The sequence below is a fragment of the Chamaesiphon sp. VAR_48_metabat_403 genome (genome assembly GCF_031422475.1).
Taxonomy (GTDB): Bacteria; Cyanobacteriota; Cyanobacteriia; order Cyanobacteriales; family Chamaesiphonaceae; genus Chamaesiphon.
In genome coordinates this window covers 1-2,028 of record NZ_JANPLS010000467.1, presented here as the reverse complement: position 1 = coordinate 2,028, position 2,028 = coordinate 1, and the positions used below count along the sequence as shown (strand labels likewise).

The following is a 2,028-nucleotide window of genomic DNA, read 5'->3' as shown; positions in this document are numbered from 1 at the left end:
GGGACATATATGATATGTGTATGGAATTTATCAGTGGTATCAAACAACACGTTTGTAGTCTAAAGCGGTGATGAAAGGCAGGCTAGTCCACGTCAATTTTCTAGCCTGCTCAATCAAAATCGAGTCACTTCTGTTAAAAGTTTACTGAGATAGCCAAGACAACCTTGGAGAGCCAGTAAAGAGAACAACAGAAGTGACCAGCACAAAACAAAGCAGCCCCAGTCAGATATAGCCATTCCATAGGTCTTAAATCCTGATATAACTGTTTTCAAAAATTGTACCATGCCTCTTGTCGGAGTAGGTATGATTTTTGCTTTTCATAGGAAATACTAATTTTCTCAGCCGTTGCCACTTGTATCTTCATGAAAAAATCCGATCGATCTCTGCACTAAATCCAGGTAATAATGGTGAAGTTAACGTATCGCCAGCTAAAAGTGTCGCTACTAATTGCAATTGAGCATCGGTGCGCCGATAGATTTCTAGGGTTTGTAATTGCCAATTGACAATCCAATATTCCTGCACGCCATGACGAGAATATAACTTCAGTTTGATACTTTTATCTCGCTGTTCGTTTTGTGCGCCTGAAGAGAGAATTTCAACGACTAACTCTGGTGCGATCGTAAAATGTCCTGCTTCATCGATACCGCACTCCAATCGTGATTGACTCGCCCATACCAGATCGGGAATGACGGCATCTGTCGGGGTAAAAACTAAACCAGGAGTCTGAACGCTGCTACCTAATTGCGTTGCTTCCGACCAGGTTTCCAGCCGCACTTGGATTTTACCTGCGACTCTTTGATGGCTGAAATGGGGAGCGCGAGTCACGAATAGTTCTCCTGCGATAATTTCATGGCGCAACCACCCACCATCATCGGGCATGGCATCGAGATCTGCGGTTGTCCAGTAGAGAGAATTCGCAACCATCGGGTTCACTGGGAAGGCTTGTCCTTATATTAGCTCATAACAATTATCATAGAGAATAGAACCATCTCAGATTGACACTCTCAGTGCCCCAAAATCTAAACCCCATCGATAACAACTCCACCCCATTAATCGGTACTGTCATCGCCGTTCAAGCCAATTTTTGCAATGTCCAGATCGCTCCAGATGTGCCCGGAGTGGGCGGAAAATTAATCTTGTGTACCCGTCGCGCGCGGCTGCAAAAAATCGGGATTAGTGCTATTGTCGGCGATCGGGTGACGATCGATGAAATTGATTGGCAAGGCTTAAAAGGTGTTGTAATTGATGTGTTCCCCCGTCATAGTTTACTCGATCGACCGCCTGTAGCTAATGCCGATCGGATCTTGCTAGTGTTCGCGCTTGCCGAGCCAGCCCTCGATCCGTTTCTATTGAGCAAATTTCTGGTCAAGGCGGAATCGACGGGGTTACAGGTCAGCCTGTGCCTGAATAAGAGCGATTAAGTCACCAACATCCAGCGACAGGAATGGTGCGATCGGTTGGGAGAGTGGGGTTATCAGCCGATCGTCATTAGTGTCGAAACTGGGCTGGGTGTGAAGGAATTGCAAGTCGAACTCGATCGGCAAATTACCGTATTTGCGGGACATTCTGGGGTGGGTAAATCGAGCTTAACTAATGCGTTAATTCCCGATTCTAATATTCGAGTGGCGACGGTTTCGGGCAAGCTCAGTCGCGGGCGACACACGACTCGTCACGTTCAATTATTTACGATGCCCACGGGGGGATTAATTGCCGATACGCCGGGATTCAATCAACCAGATATCGCGTGTGCGCCGACGGAATTAGCTTGATATTTTCCAGAGATTCGCCAGCGATTGACTACGGGAAATTGTCAGTTTAATAACTGCACCCATCGCGACGAACCCAATTGTATCGTGCGGGGCGAGTGGGAAAGATATGCCCATTATCTAGAATTTATGGCAGATGCGATCGCCTGGGAACAGCAATTACAATCTCAGCCCAAACTCGAAAATAATCTCAAACAAAAAAGCGGTACTGGCAAAAAGAAGTTTGAGCCAAAATTAGACTCCAAATATCGCCAAATTGCCC

The 2,028-nt window shown here is 46.3% G+C and carries 1 protein-coding gene and 1 pseudogene; one reads left to right on the top strand and one right to left on the bottom strand.

Going from position 1 to position 2,028, the window contains the following annotated elements; translation table 11 throughout:
- Nucleotides 1-360: 360 nt before the first annotated feature.
- Nucleotides 361-924 carry a Uma2 family endonuclease gene (locus RMO79_RS22505; protein ID WP_310485502.1) on the bottom strand — a complete coding sequence of 188 codons (564 nt, stop codon included), beginning with the start codon at nucleotides 922-924 and terminating at the stop codon, nucleotides 361-363.
- 104 nt (nucleotides 925-1,028) lie between these two features.
- Between RMO79_RS22505 and rsgA the strand changes: the two are divergent.
- Nucleotides 1,029-2,028, top strand: a pseudogene (gene rsgA / locus RMO79_RS22500) (small ribosomal subunit biogenesis GTPase RsgA); the annotation flags it as partial.